Annotated in this window: 19 protein-coding genes; 9 read left to right on the forward strand and 10 right to left on the reverse strand. The window is 72.1% G+C overall.

The genetic code is table 11. From position 1 onward, the window contains the following. Position 1: 1 nt before the first annotated feature. From FKN01_RS32505 to hisD, 4 genes are read right to left on the reverse strand one after another with little or no spacing between them, the layout of a single operon-like run. Entirely contained in the window at positions 2-169 is a 168-nt protein-coding gene (locus tag FKN01_RS32505; protein WP_185992807.1) for a hypothetical protein, read from the reverse strand. Continuing rightward, complete coding sequence (gene hisB / locus FKN01_RS11180) at positions 166-762, reverse strand: imidazoleglycerol-phosphate dehydratase HisB (protein ID WP_143619110.1); 597 nt, start codon at positions 760-762, stop codon at positions 166-168. Before hisB ends, FKN01_RS32505 begins: the two co-directional genes overlap by 4 nt. After that, a complete protein-coding gene (locus FKN01_RS11185; protein WP_143619112.1) occupies positions 759-1,895 on the reverse strand; it encodes a histidinol-phosphate transaminase in 1,137 nt (378 codons plus the stop codon). Before FKN01_RS11185 ends, hisB begins: the two co-directional genes overlap by 4 nt. Continuing rightward, positions 1,892-3,214, reverse strand: a complete 1,323-nt coding sequence (hisD, locus tag FKN01_RS11190; RefSeq protein ID WP_143619114.1) for a histidinol dehydrogenase — start codon at positions 3,212-3,214, stop codon at positions 1,892-1,894. The genes FKN01_RS11185 and hisD overlap by 4 nt, the downstream gene beginning before the upstream one ends. Before the next feature lie 146 nt (positions 3,215-3,360). Between hisD and FKN01_RS11195 the strand changes: the two genes are divergently transcribed. From FKN01_RS11195 to ybaK, 4 genes are all read left to right on the forward strand, one after another. Continuing rightward, entirely contained in the window at positions 3,361-4,962 is a 1,602-nt protein-coding gene (locus FKN01_RS11195; RefSeq protein WP_143619116.1) for an oxidoreductase, read from the forward strand. A gap of 233 nt (positions 4,963-5,195) precedes the next feature. Continuing rightward, the gene (locus tag FKN01_RS11200; RefSeq protein ID WP_398931892.1) at positions 5,196-6,224 is read left to right on the forward strand and encodes a hypothetical protein; all 1,029 of its coding nucleotides are present in this window, start codon (positions 5,196-5,198) and stop codon (positions 6,222-6,224) included. 5 nt (positions 6,225-6,229) lie between these two features. Then, positions 6,230-6,973 (forward strand): LON peptidase substrate-binding domain-containing protein, encoded by a 744-nt coding sequence (locus FKN01_RS11205; RefSeq protein WP_143619120.1) that lies wholly within the window; start codon positions 6,230-6,232, stop codon positions 6,971-6,973. Between the two features lie 4 nt (positions 6,974-6,977). Next, a complete protein-coding gene (gene ybaK / locus FKN01_RS11210) occupies positions 6,978-7,478 on the forward strand; it encodes a Cys-tRNA(Pro) deacylase (RefSeq protein WP_143619122.1) in 501 nt (166 codons plus the stop codon). A gap of 428 nt (positions 7,479-7,906) precedes the next feature. Here ybaK and FKN01_RS11215 read toward each other — a convergent pair whose 3' ends face one another. From FKN01_RS11215 to FKN01_RS11230, 4 genes are all read right to left on the reverse strand, one after another. Then, positions 7,907-8,644: an ABC transporter permease gene (locus FKN01_RS11215; protein WP_143619124.1), complete on the reverse strand. Its 738-nt coding sequence runs from the start codon at positions 8,642-8,644 to the stop codon at positions 7,907-7,909. 34 nt (positions 8,645-8,678) lie between these two features. Further along, entirely contained in the window at positions 8,679-9,464 is a 786-nt protein-coding gene (locus FKN01_RS11220) for an ABC transporter permease (protein ID WP_143619126.1), read from the reverse strand. Beyond that, positions 9,461-10,435 (reverse strand): ABC transporter ATP-binding protein, encoded by a 975-nt coding sequence (locus FKN01_RS11225; RefSeq protein ID WP_185992810.1) that lies wholly within the window; start codon positions 10,433-10,435, stop codon positions 9,461-9,463. The genes FKN01_RS11220 and FKN01_RS11225 overlap by 4 nt, the downstream gene beginning before the upstream one ends. 152 nt (positions 10,436-10,587) lie before the next feature. Beyond that, on the reverse strand, positions 10,588-11,904 hold the full coding sequence (locus FKN01_RS11230) for an NYN domain-containing protein (protein ID WP_143619128.1): 1,317 nt from the start codon (positions 11,902-11,904) through the stop codon (positions 10,588-10,590). A 222-nt stretch (positions 11,905-12,126) separates the two neighbouring features. Between FKN01_RS11230 and FKN01_RS11235 the strand changes: the two genes are divergently transcribed. Next, positions 12,127-12,306 carry a hypothetical protein gene (locus FKN01_RS11235; RefSeq protein WP_143619130.1) on the forward strand — a complete coding sequence of 60 codons (180 nt, stop codon included), beginning with the start codon at positions 12,127-12,129 and terminating at the stop codon, positions 12,304-12,306. An 81-nt stretch (positions 12,307-12,387) separates the two neighbouring features. On the opposite strand, the gene dnaE is transcribed toward FKN01_RS11235, so the two are convergent. Beyond that, positions 12,388-15,924: a DNA polymerase III subunit alpha gene (gene dnaE, locus FKN01_RS11240; protein WP_143619132.1), complete on the reverse strand. Its 3,537-nt coding sequence runs from the start codon at positions 15,922-15,924 to the stop codon at positions 12,388-12,390. A gap of 200 nt (positions 15,925-16,124) precedes the next feature. Here dnaE and FKN01_RS11245 point away from each other — a divergent pair, with 200 nt between their 5' ends. The 4 genes from FKN01_RS11245 to FKN01_RS11260 all read left to right on the forward strand — a co-directional run bounded on the left by FKN01_RS11245 (position 16,125) and on the right by FKN01_RS11260 (position 20,488). After that, a complete protein-coding gene (locus tag FKN01_RS11245) occupies positions 16,125-17,450 on the forward strand; it encodes a DUF2252 domain-containing protein (RefSeq protein WP_143619134.1) in 1,326 nt (441 codons plus the stop codon). 58 nt (positions 17,451-17,508) lie between these two features. Continuing rightward, positions 17,509-18,228, forward strand: a complete 720-nt coding sequence (locus tag FKN01_RS11250; RefSeq protein WP_185992808.1) for a hypothetical protein — start codon at positions 17,509-17,511, stop codon at positions 18,226-18,228. Positions 18,229-18,277: 49 nt separating this feature from the next. Beyond that, complete coding sequence (locus tag FKN01_RS11255; RefSeq protein ID WP_143619138.1) at positions 18,278-19,126, forward strand: thioredoxin domain-containing protein; 849 nt, start codon at positions 18,278-18,280, stop codon at positions 19,124-19,126. A gap of 369 nt (positions 19,127-19,495) precedes the next feature. Then, a complete protein-coding gene (locus tag FKN01_RS11260; RefSeq protein ID WP_260696848.1) occupies positions 19,496-20,488 on the forward strand; it encodes a zinc metalloprotease in 993 nt (330 codons plus the stop codon). A gap of 60 nt (positions 20,489-20,548) precedes the next feature. Here FKN01_RS11260 and FKN01_RS11265 read toward each other — a convergent pair whose 3' ends face one another. Then, the gene (locus FKN01_RS11265) at positions 20,549-21,127 is read right to left on the reverse strand and encodes a dienelactone hydrolase family protein (protein WP_143619140.1); all 579 of its coding nucleotides are present in this window, start codon (positions 21,125-21,127) and stop codon (positions 20,549-20,551) included. Between the last annotated feature and the right edge of the window lie 34 nt (positions 21,128-21,161).

Raw genomic sequence — 21,161 nt, forward strand, 5'->3', positions numbered from 1 at the left:
CCTAGTCCCAGAGACCTTGAATGCGCAGGACGCCCGCCACCAGGCACATCAGCGAGCCGATGGAGAGCAGGACGATGACGCCCTTGGGCATGCCCTGCTTGGAGAAGGAGTAGACCCCGCCGGCCAGGAACAGGCCGACCAGGATCAGGATGGTGCTCAGGCCGGTCACAGGGCGCCCTTCGTGGACGGGAGGATTCCGGCCGCGCGCGGGTCGTGCTCGCTGGCGTAGCGCAGGGCCCGGGCGAGCGCCTTGAACTGGCACTCCACGATGTGGTGCGCGTTGCGCCCGTACGGGACGTGGACGTGCAGGGCGATCTGCGCCTGGGCGACGAACGACTCCAGGATGTGCCGGGTCATCGTCGTGTCGTAGGCGCCGATCATCGGCGCCATGTTCTCGGGCTCGGTGTGCACCAGGTAGGGGCGGCCGGAGAGGTCGACGGTGACCTGGGCGAGCGATTCGTCCAGCGGGACGGTGCAGTTGCCGAAGCGGTAGATGCCGACCTTGTCACCGAGCGCCTGCTTGAAGGCGGCGCCGAGCGCGAGGGCGGTGTCCTCGATGGTGTGGTGCGAGTCGATGTGCAGGTCGCCGTCGGTCTTGACGGTGAGGTCGAACAGACCGTGCCGGCCGAGCTGGTCGAGCATGTGGTCGTAGAAGCCGACCCCGGTCGAGACGTCGACCTTGCCGGTCCCGTCGAGGTTGATCTCGACCAGGACGGACGTCTCCTTCGTGGTGCGTTCCACGCGGCCAGTGCGGGGTTTCATGCGTCGTGCTCCTTCTTCAGTCCGCGCACCGCATCGAGGAACGCGTCGTTCTCTGCCGGGGTTCCCGCGGAGACCCGCAGCCATCCCGGTACGCCGTTGTCCCGGATCAGGACGCCCCGGTCGAGGATCTGCCGCCAGGCGGTGTGGCTGTCGGCGAAGCGGCCGAACTGGACGAAGTTGGCGTCCGATTCGGTGACGTCGAAGCCGAGCCCGCGCAGCTCGGTGACGAGCCGGTCGCGCTCGCTCTTGAGCTGCGCGACGTACCCGAGGAGCGTATCGGTGTGCTCCAGGGCGGCGAGCGCGGTGGCCTGGGTGACGGAGGACAGGTGGTACGGCAGCCGGACCAGCTGCACCGCGTCGACGACGGCGGGGTCGGCGGCGAGGTAGCCGAGGCGGAGCCCGGCGGCGCCGAACGCCTTCGACATGGTCCGCGACAGGACCAGGTGGCGGCGGCCCTCGATCAGCGGCAGCAGCGAGGGCCGGTGGCTGAATTCGCCGTACGCCTCGTCCACGACGACCATCGACGGCCCAGCGGCCTGCGCGGCCTCGTACAGCGCGAGGACGGTGCCGGCGTCGACGGCGGTGCCGGTGGGGTTGTTCGGGGAGGTGATGAAGACGACGTCGGGGCGCCGCTCGGCGATGGCGGCGCACGCGGCGTCGACGTCGATGGTGAAGTCCTCGTTGCGCGGCCCGGAGATCCAGCCGGTGCCGGTGCCCCGGGAGATCAGGGCGTGCATCGAGTACGAGGGTTCGAAGCCGATCGCGGTGCGGCCGGGCCCGCCGAAGGTCTGGAGCAGCTGCTGGAGGACCTCGTTGGAGCCGTTGGCGGCCCAGACGTTGGCGGCCTCGACGCGGTGCCCGGCGGTCCGGGTGAGGTAGCGGGCGAGCTCGGTGCGCAGCTCGACGGCGTCCCGGTCGGGGTAGCGGTTGAGGTCGCGGGCGGCCTCGCGGACCCGTTCGGCGATCCGGTCGACCAGGGCGTCGGGCAGCGGGTAGGGGTTCTCGTTGGTGTTGAGCCGTACGGGCACGTCGAGCTGCGGCGCGCCGTACGGGGTCTGGCCGCGCAGTTCGTCGCGGATGGGCAGGGCGTCCCAGGGGTTGGCCGTGGGGCCGCCCGCGTTGTTCTTCGTCACTGCTGGGGAACCTTCCACCCGAACCTGGCCTTGAGCGCGGCGCCGTGGGCGGGGAGGTCCTCCGCCTCGGCGAGGGTCACCACGTGGTGGGCGACCTCGGCGAGCGCGTCGCGCGTGTAGTCGACGATGTGGATGCCGCGCAGGAAGGACTGCACGGACAGGCCCGAGGAGTGGCAGGCGCAGCCCCCGGTGGGCAGGACGTGGTTGGAGCCCGCGCAGTAGTCGCCGAGCGAGACGGGCGACCAGGGGCCGACGAAGACCGCTCCGGCGTTGCGGACCCGGTCGGCGAGCGCGGCGGCGCCGGCGGTCTGGATCTCCAGGTGCTCGGCGGCGTACGCGTTGACGACGGTGAGGCCGTCCTCCAGGTCGTTGACGAGGACGATCGCGGACTGCCGGCCGGCCAGGGCGGGCTCGATGCGCTCCTGGACGTGCTTGGTCGCGGCGACCTGGGTGGCCAGCTCGGCCTCGGTGGCGGCGGCCAGTTCCGCGGAGTCGGTGACGAGGACGGCGGCGGCCATCGGGTCGTGCTCGGCCTGGCTGATCAGGTCGGCGGCGACGTGCACCGGGTCGGCGGTGGCGTCGGCGAGGACGGCGATCTCGGTGGGGCCGGCCTCGGCGTCGATGCCGATGCGGCCCTTGAGGAGGCGCTTGGCGGCGGCGACGTAGATGTTGCCGGGGCCGGTGACCAGGTCGACGGGCAGGCAGTCCTCGGTGCCGTACGCGAACATCGCGACGGCCTGGGCGCCGCCGGCCGCGTAGACCTCGTCCACGCCGAGCAGGGCGCAGGCGGCCAGGATCGTGGGGTGCGGCAGTCCGCCGAACTCGCTCTGCGGCGGCGAGGCGACGGCGAGGCCGGGGACACCCGCCTCCTGGGCCGGGACGACGTTCATCACGACGGAGGACGGGTAGACCGCGCGGCCGCCCGGCACGTAGAGCCCGACGCGGTCGACGGGCACCCACTTCTCGGTGACCGTGCCGCCGGGGACGACCTGGGTGGTGTGCGTGGTGCGGCGCTGGGCGCGGTGGACGAGGCGGGCGCGGCGGATGGACTCGTCGAGGGCGGCGCGGACGGCCGGGTCCAGTTCGTCCAGCGCCCGGGCGAGGGCGGCGGCGGGCACCCGGACCGATTCCAGCCGGACGCCGTCGAACTTCTCCCCCCAGTCGATCACTGCCGCCGAGCCACGATGGCGTACGTCCTCGCAGATGGGCCGCACCGTCTCCAGGGCGGCTTCCACGTCGAACTCGGCACGGGGCAGCAGGTCGCGCAGGGCGCCACCCTCGGGGAGGGCGTCGCCGCGCAGATCGATTCGAGAGATCACACCGCAATTCTCTCAGACCGCCGCGCACGGCCGGACGGCCGTATCACTGGCTGATACATGCCGGTGCTGTGACGGCTGACTATGTGCGTTCATTCCGTCACTCAGAGGGAATAACGGGATCACGCCTCCGAACGAAAGGGGCACCGGTGACGGAGCTGCACGACGACGATCTCCCGGACGGCCTCAGCGCGGCGGAGCTGGGCATGTGGCAGTCCTTCCGGAACGGCACGACCTACGACCTCCGGTCCCGCGACCGGGCGCGCGACGATCCGTTCGCCCCGTACGAGTGGGGCCCCGAGCGCAGTGTGGCGGCCCGGGTCGTCGCCCGGCTGCTGCTGAGCGGCCCGCCGCCCCGGCCGGGCCGGGTGACGGCGCTGAAGCTCTGGGGCGTCCGGATCACGGGGAAGCTGGATCTGGCGGGCGGGCGCGTCGATCCGTACGTGGAGCTGACGGGCTGCCGGTTCGACGAGGAGGTGGCGTTCCCTGAGTGCCACTTCACGACCCTGCGGCTGGTGGGGTGCGCGGTGCCCCGCTTCGACGCGGCCCGGCTGCGCACCGAGGGCGATCTGCATCTGCCGCGCTGCCGGGTGGAGCGCGGCATCCGGCTCACGGACGCCCAGATCGGCACGGACCTGCTGGTCAACCAGATCGAGGTGGGCCCGGACCGGCAGGGGCGGGCGCTGCTCGGCGACGGGCTGACGGTCGCCCAGGACCTCCAGGCCGAGATGGCCGACATGCTGGGCGAGCTGAGTCTGCGCGGGGCGAAGGTGGGCGGTTCGCTGAGCCTGCGCGGCAGCCGGCTGCGGGCGGCCCGGGGCCGCCGCGCGCTGAACGCCCCGCAGCTCAGCGTCGAGCGGACGCTGTACATGAGCGAGGCGTGGGTCAGCGTGGACACGGGGAATCAGGGCACCACTCCCCCGTACGGCATCGCCACCTCGCCGACCCCGGCGCACGGCACCCGCTCGCAGGTGTTCCGCTGCCGGGGCGGGGTGCGGCTGGACGACGGCAGGTTCGGTGACGCGGTGGACCTGCACAAGGCGGTGTTCGTGCTGGACACGCACGAGGAGCTGTCGCTGCGCCGTACGGTCACGCCCGAACTGCGGTTCAATCCGGAGCGCCCGGTGCGCGGCCGGGTGGTGCTCAACGGCGCGAAGGTCGTCACGCTGATCGACGTCTCCACGAGCTGGCCGGGCCCGGGCGGGCTCGCCATGGGCGGTTTCGTGTACGAGAACCTCGTCCCGTACGGACACTTCCCGCTCTCCCGGCGCCTGGAGTGGGTGGCGGCGGCGACCCCGGAGTACGTGCCGGAGCCGTACGAGCGGCTGGCGGCCGTGCTCCGCAGCTGCGGCGAGGACGCGGACGCCCGGGAGGTGCTGCTCGCCAAGCAGCGCCGCCGCCGCGAGACCCTGCCGCCGGCCGGGAAGCTGTGGGGCTACCTCCAGGACTGGACGGTGGCGTACGGCTACCGGCCGGGGCGGGCCGCGGTGTGGATGGCGGTGCTGTGGGCGGCGGGCACCCTGGCGTTCTCGCGGTACGACCCGGCTTCGATCAAGGGCGCGGAGCATCCGCAGTGGAACGCGGCGCTCTACGCGCTGGACCTGCTCATCCCGGTGATCGACCTCGGCCAGCAGGGCTACTGGCGGCTCGAGGGCGGCTGGCAGTGGATGGCGGCCGGGCTGGTCCTGGTGGGGTGGATACTGGCCACCACGGTCGCGGCGGGCGCCTCCCGGCTGCTGCGCCGCAGCTGACCGCGGGACACCGGGGGCGGCGGCGTCCCCCGGTGACGGCAGGCCGCGCGGGCACGTCACCACGTGGGCGGACCACGGGCCTTCTGCCCGGCGCCAGCGAGAATCAGCCAGAATCCCCGGTTTCCTTCACCGCTCCTTGACCGTCGCCCGGACAACCCGACCACTCGCCACAAATGCTTCACAGCGCACCCTCTGGCGCCCGCCTCCACCAGCGCTTTTCAATGGTCTGCACCATGCCTCTCCTCCGCGCCCTGCTCCGAACCGCGCGCGTGATCCGGCGCATCCCGGCGCTGCCCACCGGGTTGCCCGCGGACCACGCGGTGCTGCTCGACGCCCCCGACGAACGGCTCTCCCCCGCTCTGGTGGCCGCCGCGGCCGGGGAGTACGAACCGGCCGCGAAGCTCCTGGCGACCACCCGGGACGCGGCCGAGTGGGAGAGCCGGGACCGCTATCTGAGACGGCTCGTCGCGTTCGCCCGCAACCGGGACGGCTGGCTCGCGGACTGGCTGGCCGCCGCACCGCACGATCCGGACGCGCTGCTCGTCAAGGCGCAGCTCGCGGTCGACCGCGCGTGGGAGTCCCCGGCGCGCGCGGAGCAGCTGCGCGAGGTGGGTCCGCTGATCACGGCGGCCGCGGCCGGTGATCCGCGCGATCCGGTGCCCTGGCGCCTGGCGCTCGACCACGCCCGGGGTACGCAGGCCACGCACACCACGTTCGAGGCGCTGTGGGAGCAGGCCCTCCAGCGCTCCACGCACCACTACGGCTGCCATGTCGCCGCCCTCCAGTACCTGTCGGCCGCCTGGTACGGCTCGCACCGCGAGTGCTTCGACTTCGCCGAGCGGGCCGCCGAGGACTCGGTGCCCAGCTCCCTGGTCCAGGCGCTGCCGCTGCGGGCCGCGTTCGCGATGCTGACCGAGGGGGCGCGGGACGTCCGGTCCGCCTCGGTGCGGGAGGATCGGATCGACGCGGCGGCGGACCTGGCGATCTCCCTGTCGGCCGCCTTCGCCCCGGGCGACCCGTGGCCGGCCGAGGTCCGCAACCTGCTCGCGTACGTCCTGGTGGTGCGGGGCCGGTGGGCGGAGGCGCTGGAACAGTTCGGCCGGATCGGCCCGCACGCCTCCTCGTTCCCGTGGGCTTCGGTGTCCGGCGACCCGCTGGGCCGGTTCCTGGACGCGCGGGACGACGCACGGCTGCGGGCGGCCTCCGGGAACCCGCTGAGGCAAGGTTCCGGACGAGGGCGGGCGCGCGGCCATTACGCTTGACCGCTGTGACCACCGCTCGCCTGCCCCTGTTCCCGCTGAACGCGGTGCTGTTCCCGGGCCTCGTGCTGCCCCTCAACGTCTTCGAGGAGCGATATCGCGCCATGATGCGTGAGCTCCTGACCATCGACGAGGACGAACCGCGCCGGTTCGCCGTGGTCGCCATCCGGGACGGCCGGGAGACCGCCGTCACGGGTCTCGGCATGCCGGAGGCGGTCCGCGGGCCCGTCGAACGCGGTCCGGGCGACGGCTTCGGCGCCGATCCCCTCCAGTCGCTGCACCGGGTGGGCTGCGTCGCCGACGCCGCGACCATCCGGGAGCGCGCGGACGGCAGCTTCGAGGTCCTGGCCACCGGCACGACCCGGGTGCGGCTGCTCTCCGTGGACGCGACCGGCCCCTTCCTCACGGCCGAGCTGGAGGAGCTGGAGGAGGACCCGGGCGACGAGGCCGGCCCGCTGGCGGAGGGCGTCCTGCGGGCCTTCCGCGGCTACCAGAAGCGCCTGGCGGGCGCGAGCGAGCGCTCCCTCACCACGGGCGCGGACCTGCCGGACGACCCGTCGGTCGTCTCGTACCTGGTCGCCTCGACGGTGGTCCTGGACATCCCCGCCAAGCAGCGGCTCCTCCAGGCTCCGGACACCGCGACCCGCCTCCGCGAGGAGCTGCGGCTGCTTCGCTCGGAGACGGCGGTGATCCGGCACCTGCCGTCGCTCCCCGCGGTGGACCTGACCGTCGCCCCGACACACCCCAACTGAGGACATGGCCAAGAAGCAGAAGAAGTCCCCGTCCGGCGGCACCCCCGCCACGGTCGCCCTGACGGCGGCGGGCACGGCGTTCACCGTGCACGCGTACGAGCACGATCCGGCGTCGCCCTCCTACGGCGAGGAGGCGGCCCAGGCCCTGGGCGTCTCCCCCGACCGCGTCTTCAAGACCCTGGTCGCCGACGTGGACGGCCGCCTGACGGTCGCGGTCGTCCCGGTCGCCGGCTCCCTGGACCTGAAGGCCCTGGCCGCGGCGGCGGGCGGCAAACGCGCCACGATGGCGGACCCGGCCGCCGCGGAACGCACCACGGGGTACGTCCGGGGCGGCATCTCCCCCCTGGGCCAGCGCAAACGCCTCCCCACGGTCCTGGACGCGTCGGCCCGCGACCACGCGACGATCTGCGTCTCGGCGGGCCGCCGGGGCCTGGAGGTCGAGCTGTCCCCGGACGACCTGGCGGCGCTGACGGGCGCGACCTTCGCGGACATCGGCCGAGGCTGAGCGGGGGGGCGGAGCCCCCGGCCGACCGACACCGCGAGGCGCGGGCCCCCCGGCGGACCGGTTCCGTCCTCAAACGCCGGACGGGCTGAACATACCAACGCCCAAGGCGCGGGCCCCAGGGCAGAGCCCCAAACCCCAGCCCCGCCAACGCCTGAGGCGCGGGCCCCGGGGCCGGACGCCGGATTCAGCCCCGCCGGCGTTTGAGGCGCGGGGTCCGGGGCGGGGCTCCAAAACCCCCAGCCCCGCCAACGCCCGAGAACCGGTCCCCGGGGCCGGACCCCAAACCCCCGCCCCCGCCGCCGCCGGAGGCGCGGGCCCCGGGGCCGGCCGCCGGATTCAGCCCCCCCGGCGTTTGAGGCGCGGGGTCCGGGGCGGAGCTCCGGTTTCGGGAAGGGGCGGGGAGGGGAGAGGCCCCGCGCAGCGGCCCCCTACGACCCGTCGGACGGCGAGGCGGCCCCGGCCGCCCCCGCCCCGGACGACGGCGGCGCCGAAGACGCCCCCGGCCCCCACTCCCCGTAAGACGCCCACTCCCCCTCGAAATCCCGCGGCCCCCAAGCCGCGGTCAGCCCGAGATGCACCAGCATCGCCGCCAGCCCCCAAGCCAGCAGCACCCCGTGCGCGTGCATCTCCAACGGCGCGTCGAAGACGACCCCCTTGCCGGCCTCCCGCGCGTGCGCGACCACGTCGGACGTGGGCCCCAGCCGCGTCCCGAGCTGCCACGCCAGCAGCGAACCGAGCACGCTGCCGACCGCGAGGCCCACCGTCAGCCAGATCCCGCCGCGCCGGTGGAACCAGAAGACGAGCCCCGCCGAGACCGCCCCGAACGCCAGCCCGAGCAGGGCGAACGTGCCGTCGGCGCCGATCGCCTCCTCGCCCTCGCTGTCGTTGAGGAAGACCGCGGTGCCGTCGGAGACGAGCGGCACCCGGGGCGCCAGCCACAGCCACAGCAGCCCCATCAGCACACCGGCGACGGTCACCGCGGCGGCGACGATCCCCGCCCGCCGCAGATCCGCCCGCAGCTCGTCCCGGTCCACCCCCGGCGAGGACGCCAGGTGGGAACCGTACGGAACGGCGGGACCCGCGGGCTCACCCCCCGTGGCCGGCTTCCGCCAGTCGTGGTGGTCGTCGGACGAGGGCCGGTTCGGCGGCGTCAGAGGTGCGGTCACCGTGCCATCGTGCCAGGCGCCCGCGAGCCGCGCCTCACCGGACCGCCGCCCTGCGGTACGCCCAGGTGGCGACGGCGAGCGACACGACACCGACCACGGCGCAGACCGCGAGGTCGAGCGCGATGACCACCCAGTCGGGACGGGCCCCGAAGGACCGGGCCAGCGCCTCCACCCCGTAGGTGGACGGCAGCAGATCGCGCGCCCAGCCCACCGGCTCCGGCAGCCGGTCGGCCGGCAGGACGCCCAGCAGCAGCGCGGCGGACATGCCCAGCTGTCCGAGCAGCGTGGCGAGCTCCTGACGCGGCGCGAGGAGCCCCAGCGCGGCGCCGAGCCCGGACAGCGCGGCCCCGGACAGCGGCACGACGGCCACCAGCACCCACAGATGCGCCATCGGCAGCCCGAACAGCACGCTGCCGGTCACCGCCGTGACGACGGTCCCGGGCACGGTGAAGGAGGCGTACGCCCCCGCCGCGCCGAGCACGACGGCCGCGGGCGGCACGGGCAGGGTGGCGTAGTGGTCGAGGCCGCCGCCCGCCCGGAGCTGCCCGAAGTACTGGGCGAGGAGGTTCAGCGCGACGAAGGCGACGACCAGGACGCTGGACCCGGCGACGACGGCCCGCGCCTCGGAGCCGCCGTCCACCACCCCGCGCATCAGGATCATGATCCCGACCGACTGGAAGGTCGCCACGAAGAGCAGTGGGATGCGGGCCACCCGGGCCCGGGAGAGCTGGGCGCGGTAGACGGCCGCGAGGGAGGGGAACAGCCGGGCCCGGGGGGCGAGCGTCGCGGCCGCCCCGGCCACCGCGCCGAATCCGCTCATGCCTTCACCAGTCCCTTGGTCGCGCCGCCGCCGAGCGCGAGGTAGACGTCCTCCAGGCTCGGCATCGCCAGGCTGAAGTCGTCGAGCGCCGCGAAGGCCGCGCCGCCGGTCACCGCGGCGACCGCCGCCCGCGCCTCGTCGGGCGCGAGCCGCAGCGCCCAGCGCCGCCCGGACTCCTGCGCGGACGCGCGCAGGGCCGCGACCTCGGGGAGCTCCAGGGGGGCGCGGTCGCGCCACACCAGCTCGACCCGGACCTCCCCGGCGACGCGCTCCTTGAGCCCGGCGGGGGTGTCGCAGGCGATGACCTTGCCGCGTTCGATGACGGCGACCCGGTCGAGGACGGTCTCGGCCTCGATGACGTTGTGGGTGACGAGCAGGACCGTCGCCCCGCGCTCCGCGCGCCGCCGGTCGACGGCTGCCCAGACGGCCCGCCGGGCCACCGGGTCCATGCCGGTCGTCGGCTCGTCCAGGACGAGCACGGGGCGCTCCCCGACGAGTGCGGCGGCGAAGCAGGCGAGGCGCCGCTGGCCACCGGACAGCTTCTTCAGCGGCCGGTCCGCGAGGCCGGTGAGACCGAGTTCGTCCAGGACCGCGTCGCGCTCGGCCCGGGCCTCGCGCACCGGGAGCCCGCGCAGCCGCCCGGTGGTCTCGGCGGCGAGGGCGACGGTCAGCTCGTCCAGCGCGGTGGACTCCTGCCCGAGGTAGCCGATCAGCCGGGAGGCCCGCTCGGGGTGGCGCACGAGGTCGTGGCCGAGGATGTCGACGCTGCCGGAGTCGGGCCGCATGAGCCCGGTGAGCTGGCGTACGAGGGTGGACTTGCCGGCTCCGTTGGGCCCGAGCAGTCCGAAGATCTCACCGCGTCGGACGTCGAGGCTGATGCCGTCGGTGGCGCGTACTTCCGGGGTGGCGGGTGCGCCTCGGCGGCCCCTGGCCGGGGGGTAGGTCTTCACCAGATCGCGCACCGCGCACACGGTGCCGCTCGCCGTCGGCGCCTGTGCTGTCCCCGTACTCACGAGGTACGAGGGTACGGGGTGCGAGGACCGGCATTACGCCCGGGGCCGCACCGATCGGACACCGCCGCCCCGGGAGCGGCCGGACCGGCCAGCCGTCGGGCGAGGCGGAATCAGTCTCCGGAGGGCCCGGCCCTCCCGGCCTTCTCCGCGGCCCGCTCGGCCGCCGGGGCGTGGTCGGCGGCGGCCCGTACGTCGATCTCGCGCCAGAAGCCCGCCCGGATCGCGTACCGGTCGTGCTCGTCGATCTGGTCGTCCTTGTGGGCGAGGAGGCCGAAGCGGGCCGCGTACCGCAGGAGTTCGCCGTCGATGCGGTGCGGGATGCGCGGGTAGAGGGCGGAGAGCTTCGGCAGGTGGCCGGTCTCCGGGAGCCGTTCCAGCCAGCGCCGGGCGAAGACCTGCCCCACCTCGAAGGGGTCGCCGCCGACCGTGGTGATGTCCTCCTCGCGGTCGGCCCACCGCTGTTCGGCGCTGGTCAGCTGGGCGAGCGTCGGCAGGGACGCGGTCTCCGCCGGTTCGCCCAGCGGGCCCCCGCGCTCCACCCAGCCCCGGTCGGAGGACCAGCGCAGGGTCGCCGCGGGCTGCGGGGCCGGCTGCGGGGCGGGCGGTACGACGGGCCCGCGCAGGGTGCCGGCGAGGTCCTTCGGGGTGGGCACGCCCTTGGTGCCGTGCCCGTGCCCGTGCGCGGGCTGGGCGGGGCTCTCACCGGGCCGGGGGGCCGCCTCCTCGTCGTCGCGGACCGACTCGGTCTCGGCGGCGGCCCGGGACGCGCGCTCGGCGGAGGCGGCGAGGGCCGATTCGGGCAGCGGGGCGGAGAGGATCGCGGCGATCTCGGGGCGCGGGGCGGGCGGCGGGGCGCACGGGCCGCCGGTCTCCTTGGCCCGGACGGCCTGGGTGATCCAGGCGCGGTCCAGGACGCGGCGCTCGTCGGCCTCGGCGACCAGGTCCTCGGACTGGTTGTAGTCGCCGTCGGCGGCCTGGACGGCCCAGAGGTGGACGGCGACGCCGTGCTCCTTGGCGGACATCAGGCCGGGGAGCAGGTCACCGTCGCCGGTGACCAGGACCACGTCCGAGCAGGCGCGGTTGCGGGCGAGCTCGGTGAGCTCGGCGTGCATCGCCGCGTCGACGCCCTTCTGCGCCCAGCGCCCGTCGCTGCGGGTGAGGGCGCCCAGCCGGACGGTGACCCGGGGCATCACGCGCAGCCTGCGGTGCTCGGGCTGCGGGACGCGGTCGGGGGCGCCGTCGAACCAGTAGATCCGCAGCAGCGGCTGTGCGGTGTCGGCCTCGGCGCGTTCGCGCAGCTGCTGGATGAGGGCCGCGTGGTCGACGGTGATGCGGGACCGGGCGGGCTCTCCTGCCAGCAGACTCGCGGCTGCGCCCAGCAGATAGCCGGCGTCCACCAGGACGACGCAACGGTCCACGCGTTCCACCCTCTTCCAGGCATTCGGGATCGGGTTTTCTCAGGGTTCCTTCGAGTCTGCCCGACCACGCCGGGGTTAACGGCCGGAACTCGATCATCGGCGTGGCGGATCACGAAAAGCGCGCATCATACCCTGTCGCTACGCACGGTAATGATCCGACATGCGATGTTTATCCGATTATGTGAATCTGACGGTGGTCCTGGCCCCGAGAGTCCTTATAGGAGGAACACCATGGCCAAGAACAAGAACCGCAAGCAGGGCAGCCAGAACGACCGCGCTTCGCAGGCGGAGCGCGCCTCCGAGCAGGCGCGCTCGACGGCCGCCGAGGCGCAGAGCTCGATGCAGTCCCAGGCCCAGGGCAGCCCTGCCGATGTCGCGCGCAAGCATCAGCGGCGCTTCGGCCACAACTGACCGGACTCCCGGCAGGCCCGGCACAGCGAGAGGGGCGGCCCCGCACCGGCGGGGCCGCCCCTCTCGTACGCGTACGAAACCTCAGCCCGCCAGGCAGGACGGCCCGAGCAGCACTTTCAGGTCACCGAAGAGTGCCGGGTCCGGCTTCACCCGGTGCCGGTCGAGCCGGAGCACCGTGGTCTTGCGGGGGCCCTGGAGCCGGATGCGCACCTCGGTGTCGCCGCGGTGGCTGTTCAGCACCTCGCCGAGCCGGCTGACCATGGGCGGGGTCACCCGGACCGTGGGGATGGTCAGGACGACGGGCGCGTTGGTCCCCGCGTTGGAGATGTCGGGGACCTGCATCTCCATGGCGACCAGGCGCGGCACGTCCTCGCGCTTGTCGAGGCGCCCCTTGACGAAGACGACGGTGTCCTCGACGAGCTGGGTGGAGACCAGCTGGTAGGTGGCGGGGAAGAACATGCACTCGATGGAGCCGGCCAGGTCCTCCACGGTGGCGATGGCCCAGGCGTTGCCCTGCTTGGTCATCTTGCGCTGGAGGCCGGAGATGATGCCGCCCACGGTGACGATCGCGCCGTCGGCGTGCTCGCCGCCGGTGAGCTGCGAGATCGCCGCGTCCGACTTGTCGGACAGGACGTGCTCCAGACCGAACAGCGGGTGGTCGGAGACGTAGAGCCCGAGCATCTCGCGCTCCTGGGCCAGCAGATAGGACTTCTCCCACTCGACGTCGGAGAACTCCACGTCGAGGCCGAAGCCCGGCTCGTCGCTGTCCTCCTCGCCGCCGCCGAAGAGGTCGAACTGCCCCTCGGCCTCCTTGCGCTTGACCTGCACCACGTTGTCGATCATGGACTCGTGGTGGGCGACGAGCCCCTTGCGGGTGTGGCCCATCTCGTCGAAGGCGCCGGCCTTGATGAGGGATTCCACGGTCCGCTTGTTGCAGACGACGGCCTCGACCTTGTCCAGGAAGTCGGGGAACGAGCTGTACTTCCCCTTCGCCTTGCGGCACCGGATGATCGAGTCCACGACGTTCTGGCCGACGTTGCGGACGGCCGTGAGCCCGAAGAGGATCACGTCGTCGCCCTGCGCGGCGAAGTTGGACTCCGACTCGTTGACGTTCGGCGGGAGCACCTTGATGCCCATGCGCCGGCACTCGTTGAGGTAGACGGCGGACTTGTCCTTGTCGTCCTTGACCGAGGTCAGCAGGGCGGCCATGTACTCGGCGGGGTAGTTCGCCTTGAGGTACGCGGTCCAGTAGGTGACCAGGCCGTACGCGGAGGAGTGCGCCTTGTTGAACGCGTACCCGGCGAACGGGACCAGGACGTCCCAGAGCGCCTTGATCGCCGCGTCCGAGAAGCCCTTCTTCTTGGCACCGGCCTCGAAGAGGACGAAGTTCTTCGCCAGCTCCTCGGGCTTCTTCTTGCCCATCACGCGGCGCAGGATGTCGGCCTCGCCGAGCGAGTAGCCGGCGACGATCTGGGCGGCCTTCTGCACCTGCTCCTGGTACACGATCAGGCCGTAGGTGAGGCCCAGGACCTCCTTGAGAGGTTCCTCCAGCTCAGGGTGGATCGGGGTGATCTCCTGGCGGCCGTTCTTGCGCTCGGCGTAGTTCGTGTGCGAGTTCATGCCCATCGGGCCCGGCCGGTAGAGGGCCGAGACGGCGGAGATGTCCTCGAAGTTGTCGGGCTGCATCTGGCGCAGCAGCGAGCGCATCGGCCCGCCGTCGAACTGGAACACGCCGAGCGTGTCACCGCGGCACAGCAGCTCGTACGTCTTGGGGTCGTCCAGCGGGAGCGCGAGCATCTCCAGGTCGACGCCCTTGTTGGACTTCACCATCTTGATGGCGTCGTCCATGATCGTCAGGTTGCGCAGCCCGAGGAAGTCCATCTTCAGCAGGCCGAGCGATTCGCACTGCGGGTAGTCCCACTGCGTGATGGTGACGCCGTCGGTGTGCCGCACCCAGACCGGGGCGTGGTCCACGATCGGCTCGCTGGACATGATCACGCCGGCGGCGTGCACGCCCATCTGCCGGACCAGGCCCTCGACGCCCTTGGCGGTGTCGATGACCTTCTTGACGTCCGGCTCGTTCTCGTACATCGCCCGGATCTCGCCCGCCTCGCTGTAGCGCGGGTGGCTGGGGTCGGTGATGCCGTTGAGGTCGATGCCCTTGCCGAGCACGTCGGCGGGCATGGCCTTGGTGAGGCGGTCGCCCATCGCGTACGGGTAGCCGAGGACCCGGGCGGAGTCCTTGATCGCGTTCTTGGCCTTGATCTTGCCGTAGGTGCCGATCATGGCGACCTTGTCGGCGCCGTACTTCTCCGTCACGTAGCGGATGACCTCGACGCGCCTGCGCTCGTCGAAGTCGATGTCGACGTCGGGCATGGAGACGCGCTCGGGGTTGAGGAACCGCTCGAAGATCAGTCCGTGCTCGATCGGGTCGAGGTCGGTGATGCCCAGCGCGTACGAGACGATCGACCCGGCCGCGGAGCCTCGGCCGGGGCCCACCGCGATGCCGTTGTTCTTGGCCCACATGATGAAGTCGGCGACGACCAGGAAGTACCCCGGGAACCCCATCTGGATGATGATGTCCATCTCGTACTCGACCTGCTTCTGCCGGTCCTCGGGGACGCCGTTCGGGAAACGGCGGTTCATCCCGACGCGGACCTCCTCCTGGAACCAGGTGATCTCCGTGTAGCCCTCGGGGATGTCGAACTTCGGCATCAGGTCGCGCTTCTCGAACATCCCGGAGGTGTCGATCTGCTCGGCGACCAGGAGGGTGTTGCGGCACCCCTCCTGCCAGGCGTCGGAGGAGTCGACGCCGTACATCTCGTCCGTGGTCTTGAGGTAGTAGCCGGTGCCGTCGAAGCGGAAGCGGTCCGGGTCGGAGAGGTTCTTGCCGGTCTGGATGCAGAGCAGGGCGTCGTGCGCGGTCGCCTCGGAGGCGTACGTGTAGTGCGAGTCGTTCGTCACGAGCGGCGGGATGGAGAGCTTCTTGCCGATCTCCAGGAGCCCGTCGCGGACCCGGCGCTCGATCTCGATGCCGTGGTCCATCAGCTCCAGGAAGTAGCGCCCCTCGCCGAAGATGTCCTTGTAGTCGGACGCCGCCTTGAGGGCCTCGTCGAACTGGCCGAGCCGCAGCCGCGTCTGGACCTCGCCGGAGGGGCAGCCGGTGGACGCGATCAAGCCCTCCGACCACTGCGCGATGGTCTCCTTGTCCATACGCGGCCACTTCTGGAGCCAGCCCTCGGCGTAGGCGTCGGAGGACAGCTTGAAGAGGTTGTGCAGACCGGTCGCGTTCGCCGCCCAGATCGTCTTGTGGGTGTAGCCACCCGAACCGGAGACGTCGTCGCGCTTCTGGTGCGGCTGGCCCCACTGGATCTTCCGCTTGTGCTTGCGCGACTCGGGCGCGACGTACGCCTCGATGCCGATGATCGGCGTCACGTCCGCCTTCTTCGCCGAGTGGAAGAAGTCGTACGCCCCGTGCAGGTTGCCGTGGTCGGTCATGGCGATATGGGTCATGCCCATGTCGTTGCACGCCTTGAACATGTCCTTGAGCCGCGCGGCACCGTCCAGCAGCGAGTACTGGGTGTGGACGTGAAGGTGCGTGAAGGGCGGCTTGGTCACGGCGCTGTGCCTCCGGGGAAATGGGGATGACGGGACGGGTGACGTCTCGGGATGTCTGGGGGACAGCGTGGAAGTCTACGTCTCCGAGGAGCCCGGCGACGGGCACTCCGCGATACGGTCGCGCGTTGGAAGGACGGGACCACCCGTCCCTTTTGTCATGCACGTCATCACCCAGGTCAGGTACCAGGAGGCAGTCACAGATGTCGGACACGCAGACCGGCGCGGAGCGGCGCGGGGAGCAGATTCTCGAGGTCTTCGGCACCGCCTTCGGGGAGCTGCTGGCCGCCGATCCGGCCGCCTTCCGGGTCAAGTTCCGCAAGATGGCCGCGTCGGCCTTCGCGTTCTACCGGGGCACGGCCTGCCTGTTCTACAGCGACCTGGAGCACGAGCGGCACGGCGGACCGTATCTGGACGAGCGCACCGGCCGGGTCTGGATACACGGCGACCTCCACGCGGAGAACTTCGGCACGTACATGGACGCCAACGGCCGCCTCGTCTTCAACGTGAACGACTTCGACGAGGCGTACGTGGGCCCCTTCACCTGGGACCTCAAGCGCTTCGCCGGCTCGGTCGCCCTGCTGGGGTACGCGAAGGCGCTGGGCGACGAGCAGATCACCGAGCTGGTACGGATCTACGCGGCGGCCTACCGCGAGCGCATCCGCGCCCTGGCCACGGGCGCCAAGAACGACGAGGTACCGCCGTTCACGCTGGACACCGCCGAGGGGCCGCTGCTCGGCGCGCTGCGGACCGCCCGCTCGCTGACCCGGTTCTCGCTGCTGGACTCGATGACCGAGATCCGCGACTTCGAGCGCCGGTTCGCCGAGGGCGGCGGCGCGATCGACCTGGACGCGGCGACGCGGTACAAGGTGCTGGCCGCGTTCGACGGCTATCTGGAGACGCTGCCGGAGTCGAGCCTGACCCGGCCGGACTCGTACCGGGTGAAGGACGTGGTGGGCCGGCGCGGCATCGGCATCGGCTCGGCGGGGCTGCCCTCGTACAACATCCTGCTGGAGGGCAACAGCGACGCCCTGGAGAACGACGTGGTGATCTACCTCAAGCAGGCCCAGACCCCGGCCGTCTCCCGGCACATCACGGACCGGGCGGTCCGGGACTACTTCCGGCACGAGGGCCACCGCACGGTGATCTCGCAGCGCGCCCTCCAGGCCCACGCCGACCCGTGGCTCGGCTGGACCGAGCTCGACGGCGCCGGCCAGCTCGTCGCCGAGGTGTCGCCGTACGCGGTGGACCTGGACTGGTCCGACATCGACGAGCCCGACGAGATCGCGGCGGTCGTCGCCGACCTCGGCCGGGCCACGGCCACGATGCACGCGGCGGCGGACGACGAGAGCGGCCACTCGCTGGTGCCGTTCTCCACGGAGCGGGCGATCGACGCCGCCATCGCGGCCGACGAGGAGGGCTTCGGGGAGCTCCTCGTGGACTTCGCCCACAGCTACGGCGCCCGGGCCCGCGCGGACCACCAGATCTTCGTGGACCTCTTCCGCAACGGCCGCATCCCGGGCCTCTAGGCAGTGAAACGGAACCTTTAGGGGTCGCTTACAGGTTCGCATGCGACACTCCTGGGCGATGGACATATCCGGGACGCAGCTCAGAGCGGCACGCGCGGCGCTTTTCACAGCGCTCGTCGTGACGCTCTCCGCCGCGTCCCACGTGCTGCTCTCCCAGGTCGCGCTGCCCCTGGTCCCCGTCGCCGTGCTGGCCGGGGCCGTCTTCGCGGCGGCCTACGCCCTGGCCGGCCGCCAGCGCGGCTTCGGGGCGATCGCCGGACTGCTGGTCCCCCTGGAGCTGGCCGCCGACACCTTCTTCACCACCGGCCAGCACCTCTGCTACGGAGCGGCGGGCGGCCCGATAGCGGGCCCCCTGCGCTCGGTGGGCGTCGACGTCCTGTGCGGCGGCGGCGACCTCGGCCCCGGCGCCGCACAGCTCGGCGACGTCACCACCCCGCTCGCGTCGGTGACCGCGGGCGGCCGGGGCGCCGCCGCGCTGCTCGCCTCCCCCGGCCCGCTGGTCCCCTGGCTGCTGCTGGCCGCCCACGTCACGGTCGGGCTGCTCGCCGCCGCCTGGCTGCACCGCGGGGAGCTGGCGCTCGCCGGGCTGCTCCGGGCGGGCGCGCTGCTGGCGTTCCGGCCGCTGCTGGTCGCGGTGGCCGTGGTGCGCACGGCGGGCCGCCCGCCGCGGGCCGGGGCCCGCGCCGCCGTGTCCCGGCCGCTGCTGCCGGCCCGCGCCCGCCTCCTCGTGCACTCCGTGGGACGGAGGGGTCCGCCGCTCGGGGCCTGTGCCCTCTGAGCACGCGAGCCCCGCACCGCACGACCCACCCCATACGGAGAACACCACCATGAGCAAGCGCAACAGCCAGGCCAACAAGTCCGCCGCCCGCGAGCGGCTGCGCGCGGAGCGCGAGCGCCAGGCGAAGAAGGACAAGGCCCGCCGGCAGGTCATCGTCGCCGTCTCGGCCGTCGGCGTCCTCGCCGTCGCGGCCGGTGTCGGCTACGCCGTCATGGAACTGAACAAGCCGTCCCACTGGCAGGCGGTCAAGGACGACAAGGCGAAGGTCGTCACGCCCAAGAACACCTCGGGCGAGAACGGCACCACCGTCGTCATCGGCAAGGACAGCGCGAAGAAGACCCTGAAGCTGTACGAGGACTCCCGCTGCCCGATCTGCGCCTCGTTCGAGCAGACCGTGGGCTCGACCATCGCCAAGGACGTCGAGGACGGCAAGTACAAGATCCAGTACATAGGCGCGTCGTTCATCGACGGCGACAGCCTCGGCGACGGTTCCATCGGCAGCAACGGCGAGGGTTCGAAGAACGCCCTGAGCGCGCTCGGCGCGGCGCTGAACGTGAGCACCGACGCCTTCCTGGACTTCAAGAGCGCCCTGTACTCGGCGGAGTTCCACCCGGAGGAGACCGACGACAAGTTCAAGGACGACAGCTACCTGATCAAGGTGGCCGACTCGGTGAAGGAACTCAAGGGCAACAAGGAGTTCCAGAAGGCCGTCGAGGACGGCACGTACGACGCCTGGGCCCTGCAGATGTCCAAGACCTTCGACGAGAACAAGGACGACGTGACCGGCACGCCGACCCTCGTCATGGACGGCAAGAAGGTCACCGGCAGCGACGGCACGAACGCGCCGATGACGGTGGACGAGTTCAACGCGGCGATCGACACAGCGCTGAAGGGCTGATCTCCGGCCGGCTCCTTTCGGAAGGGGGGCGGACCCGCCCGGGTCCGCCCCCCTTCCGCATCGGCTCGCGCACCCGCGCACGACCGTTGTGATCCAGCCATCGATGGGCGCGTCACCGGCCGATGACGACTCCATTTCGAACGGCTTTCCGCGTGGGCGGAATCCGGACACACCGACCACTCGGGCGCACCGATACCTGAAGTCCGTATTCCAAACTCCGGGCCGGGGAGGAGATTTTCTCCCCGTTGCCCCGGTCTGCGCCCCGGATCATTGGGCCGGATCACCTCTGCCCTGACATGACATGCGCACGTAATCTCCCGGCGACGGGTGAGGAAACCCCTCCCCTTCCCACGTCCGCGAGGAGCCCCCGTGCGCACTCTTGCCCGCATATCACCGCGTTTGCGCCATCACGCGATCGGCATCGCCGCCCTGGCCGGAACCCTGGCCCTGGCGCCCCTCTCCGTTCCCTCCGACGCCACCGCCGCGTCCGGCGGCGCCACCGCGGCCAGGTCCGCCGACGCCTGCGCGGACGCCCCGGCCTCCGCGGCGGCCCGCCAGTCCCGGCCCGGCGGCCCCCAGCACGCGGCCGACCCGAACGACATCACCAGCGCCCAGGCCGCGGCCATCGACAAGCAGCTGAGACAGAGACTCGCCGAGCGCCGCCTCACCGGCCCCACGCTCGCCGCCGGCGCGACCATCCCGGTCTACTTCCACGTCATCCACTCCGGCACCACGGGCAAGCTCACCTCGGGCGACATCAGCAGCCAGATGAGCGTGCTGAACGCCGCGTACAGCGGCCAGGGCACCGGGAACAACGCCACCGGCTTCCAGTTCTCCCTGGCCGGCACCGACTACACGGACAACGCCTCCTGGTACAACCTCTCCTCCGGCTCGTCGGCCGAGAAGGCGATGAAGACGGCCCTGCGCAAGGGCGGCAAGAACGCGCTCAACATCTACACCGCCAACCTGGGCGGCGGGCTGCTCGGCTGGGCGACGTTCCCCAGCTCCTACGCGTCCAGCCCGTCCATGGACGGCGTGGTCATCCTCGACGCCTCGCTGCCCGGCGGCCCCGCGACGCACTACGACGAGGGCGACACCGCGACGCACGAGGTCGGCCACTGGATGGGGCTCTACCACACGTTCCAGGGCGGCTGCAACGGCAAGGGCGACTACGTCGACGACACCCCGGCCGAGAAGACCCCCGCGTACGAGTGCCCGACCGGCCGCGACTCCTGCGCCAAGCAGTCCGGCGCCGACCCGGTCCACAACTTCATGGACTACACGTACGACGCCTGCATGACCCAGTTCACCCCGGGCCAGGTGCAGCGGATGAGCGACAGCTGGGCCGCCTACCGCGGCTGACCCGCCCCGGCGTTCTCCCGAAGGGCTCCGCGCGACCCGCGCGGAGCCCTTCGCCCGTCGTCACAGCGTGGCGAGGAAACCGATCGCGACCTTCCAGGCCAGCTCCGCCGCCTCCCGGTCGAAGTCCGCCAGCTCCGGGTCGGTGAAGAGGTGGCCGGCGCCCGGGTAGCGGTAGACCTCCACGTCCGCCCCCGTCCGCTGCATGTCCAGGTACCAGGAGTTCAGCCAGTCGGCCGTCTCGTACGGGTCGGGGTCGGCGACGTGCAGCTGTACGGGCAGCTCGTCCACCGAGGCGTTCTCGGCGATGTCCGAGGTGCCGTGGAAGAGCAGCAGCCCGCGCGCCTTCTCGTCGCCGAGGGCCAGCGTCTGGGCGACCGAGGCGCCGAGCGAGAAGCCGGCGTAGACGAGGCCCTGGTCGGAATAGGGCGCGGCGGCGAGCACGGCGCGCTTCAGCAGCTCCTCCTTGCCGGTCTCCTCCCGGAACGCCTCCGCTTCCTCCACCGAATCGAAGGTGTGCCCTTCGAACAGATCGGGCACGCGCACCTCGTGCCCTGCGGCGCGCAGCCGTTCGGCTGCGGCGTGCACGGCGGGGCGCAGACCGTACATCGAGTGGAAAAGCATGATGTTCATGACGCCCATGGTGCCAGTTGCGTTCGAAGGGATGGGGAGCGAC

The sequence above is a fragment of the Streptomyces sp. 130 genome, assembly GCF_007096885.1.
Classification (GTDB): Bacteria; Actinomycetota; Actinomycetes; order Streptomycetales; family Streptomycetaceae; genus Streptomyces.

What these genes read in the sequence shown, in the direction of transcription:
- hisB (WP_143619110.1), bottom strand. Translation starts at nt 762, where the DNA reads ATGAAACCCCGCACTGGCCGCGTGGAACGCACCACGAAGGAGACGTCC.
- ybaK (WP_143619122.1), top strand. Translation starts at nt 6,978, where the DNA reads ATGGCCAAGAAGCAGAAGAAGTCCCCGTCCGGCGGCACCCCCGCCACG.
- FKN01_RS11200 (WP_398931892.1), top strand. Translation starts at nt 5,196, where the DNA reads ATGCCTCTCCTCCGCGCCCTGCTCCGAACCGCGCGCGTGATCCGGCGC.
- FKN01_RS11245 (WP_143619134.1), top strand. Translation starts at nt 16,125, where the DNA reads ATGTCGGACACGCAGACCGGCGCGGAGCGGCGCGGGGAGCAGATTCTC.
- FKN01_RS11235 (WP_143619130.1), top strand. Translation starts at nt 12,127, where the DNA reads ATGGCCAAGAACAAGAACCGCAAGCAGGGCAGCCAGAACGACCGCGCT.
- FKN01_RS11255 (WP_143619138.1), top strand. Translation starts at nt 18,278, where the DNA reads ATGAGCAAGCGCAACAGCCAGGCCAACAAGTCCGCCGCCCGCGAGCGG.
- FKN01_RS11265 (WP_143619140.1), bottom strand. Translation starts at nt 21,127, where the DNA reads ATGGGCGTCATGAACATCATGCTTTTCCACTCGATGTACGGTCTGCGC.
- FKN01_RS11220 (WP_143619126.1), bottom strand. Translation starts at nt 9,464, where the DNA reads ATGAGCGGATTCGGCGCGGTGGCCGGGGCGGCCGCGACGCTCGCCCCC.
- FKN01_RS11250 (WP_185992808.1), top strand. Translation starts at nt 17,509, where the DNA reads ATGGACATATCCGGGACGCAGCTCAGAGCGGCACGCGCGGCGCTTTTC.